3 protein-coding genes are annotated in these 2509 nt (G+C 42.4%); all 3 read right to left on the bottom strand.

The genetic code is table 11. The features are described from left to right. Positions 1-85: 85 nt before the first annotated feature. Complete coding sequence (gorA, locus tag A3757_RS17645; RefSeq protein ID WP_068511050.1) at positions 86-1447, bottom strand: glutathione-disulfide reductase; 1362 nt, start codon at positions 1445-1447, stop codon at positions 86-88. Between the two features lie 98 nt (positions 1448-1545). After that, entirely contained in the window at positions 1546-2178 is a 633-nt protein-coding gene (locus tag A3757_RS17640; protein WP_068553306.1) for an N-acetyltransferase, read from the bottom strand. A gap of 41 nt (positions 2179-2219) precedes the next feature. Beyond that, on the bottom strand, positions 2220-2509 hold a 290-nt coding region (gene gspM, locus A3757_RS17635), incomplete at its 5' end, for a type II secretion system protein GspM (RefSeq protein ID WP_197470108.1).

Below are 2509 nucleotides of genomic sequence, written 5' to 3'. Positions count from 1 at the left end.
GAAAAGTAAGTATACTTCCGTTTTTTACGGAAGGTGGTATGTAAGTAGTCATTGGTATTTTTCTGGTGATCGAAGCAAAAAAACCTTAAGTTCTAGGCTGGCGCATCGTTACAAATTCTTCTGCAGCAGTAGGATGAATACCAATAGTTTGGTCAAAACTCTGTTTCGTAGCGCCAGCTTTTAATGCAACGGCAATACCTTGAATAATCTCTCCGGCCTCTGCACCAACCATGTGAACACCTAAGACAGCATCTGTTTTCTTGTCTACAACCATCTTCATTAAGGTACGTTCATCACGCCCAGACAAAGTATGCTTCATCATTTTAAAATTAGACACATAGACATCAATGTCATCAAACTCTTCCCGCGCTTGCTCCTCACTCAAGCCAACCGTAGCAATATTTGGCTGACAAAAAACAGCCGTCGGTATCAAGGAATAGTCGACTAATGAAGGTTTAGTTGAGGAAAAGAAATAATTAGCTAAGAACATACCTTCGGCAAGCGCAACCGGCGTAAGCTGCATACCACCTATTACATCACCAATCGCATAGATCGAGGGTTCACTTGTTTGAAAATAATCATTAACCTTAATCTGACCTTTGTCATCAAGCGCTACCTTAGTATTCTCTATGCCTAAGTCGTAGGAGTATGGCTTTCGACCTGTTGCATAAAGCACCAAACCAGTAGATTCGGTAGCGCCACTTTTTAGCTGAAGATTTAAAGAACCGTTATCCAGCTTTGAAATACTGTCGATATTCTCATTAAACCTTAAGCGAATACCTTTTTTGCTAATCTCATCACGCACGAACTCCCGCACTTCTTGATCAAAACCGCGCAAGAACAGCTCACCACGATAAACCAAGGTCGTGTCGACACCAAGCCCTTGAAGAATTCCGGCCATTTCTACAGCTATATAGCCACCACCCACAACCGTTGCAGTATCGGGCAAGTTATCAAGATAGAAAAGCTCGTTGGAAGAGATTGCATACTCGGCACCTGGAATATTAGGTATGAACGGCCAACTTCCAGTCGCGACAACGATTCGCTCAGCCGAGTATTGCTGCCCTGCCACTTCGACAGTATGGGCATCAACTATGCGAGCTCGACCATTAATAATTTTAGCGCCCGAGTTAGTTAACAAGGAATCATAAATACCGTTTAAACGCTCAATCTCAGTATTCTTATTTTTGACCAGGGTTTGCCAGTTAAAACTCAGATCACCATTTAAATGCCAACCATAGCCTTTGCCGTCTTCAAGCTCTTCATGAACATGGGATGCATAAACAAATAGTTTCTTTGGTACGCAGCCTACATTTACACACGTACCGCCAAGATAGCGATCTTCTGCAACAGCAACTGTAGCGCCCATCGAGGCCGACATTCTAGCCAAACGAACACCGCCGGAGCCAGCACCAATTACAAACAAATCAAAATCATAAGATGACATAAAGAACTCTTCAAAAACGGATATTGTCGGTATGCCTAAGCTCGAAAACTACACTAGAGCATTTAATAGCTTAAGACAGGTAAAATATAAATACAGAATTAGTGACTGCACTCTTTGAATAATACATTTTCAACGAGCTCACCCAGTTTAACGGTTCCAAGGGTTTTATAACCAATACTCTTATAAAACTTCAAGTACCGCGTATTACCAGTATCAAGCGCTATACCGCCGGAGCGCGGGTTTTCTTTACAGATATCTTCTATCGCCAACATCAACTGCTTACCGTAACCCGAATTTCTGTATTTTGAATCCACCCCCAACAGAGGTAATTCATGGTGTTCACCTTTAGGTAGATACTCGTGGATCTGTTTATGGTAATTAATATAACGCCATGTACAGTCCATTCCTGCTGTAAGCATCATACGCAAACGCCAGTTCCACTGACGACTTAGTGTCAAACGGATATCCGGACTGCCAACTAGCGCAACTGCAATCAAATGATTATCCAATGCCAGGCCGATCACATCTTGCTGATTGGAAAAATGTAAGTTAATTAACTCTCGTATAGTTGCCCTGATACGTTGATCATAACCAGGGCGCGAAGCGTCAAATAGGTATTTAAAGGTAGGCTCATGTTTATAAGCTCTATATAGAATTGCTTTAGCTTCGGTAAAAGCGCCAGGTTCAAGTCGAACAACTCTTGCTTTGGTTTCTTCTGTTATTCTTGTCATAGGTGCCCCTAGTTCTTAGACTAATATATCGCGCTACAGACTTATGAAGACAATGTCATTCTGGCGCTGATCTTCCCTGGTGCATCATCTTTATCAATGGAAATCTGCTCGACTCGCACACCTAATGAGCTTTTCAAGCGACTTAACCAAGAAATTACCTTATCGAAAGAGGCGTCATCCACCCAAACTTTTAGCTTATTGTCGCCGCTTGGCTCGAAGCGCTTAAGTGCCACTTTCTGTTGCTTTGCAAGATTAGTAACCGATGAAACCAGCTGCTGGCTATTCAATGCTTTTTTGGAAGCACTGCCTTGATTGTTTTGACCAAGACTTC

This window comes from Oleiphilus sp. HI0117, from assembly GCF_001635235.1.
Note: the sequence above shows the minus strand (reverse complement) of the source record. Positions and strands in the feature narration are given on the sequence as shown.

Excerpts from the sequence above, each read along its gene's own strand:
- gorA (WP_068511050.1), bottom strand. The coding sequence starts at position 1,447 with ATGTCATCTTATGATTTTGATTTGTTTGTAATTGGTGCTGGCTCCGGC.
- A3757_RS17640 (WP_068553306.1), bottom strand. The coding sequence starts at position 2,178 with ATGACAAGAATAACAGAAGAAACCAAAGCAAGAGTTGTTCGACTTGAA.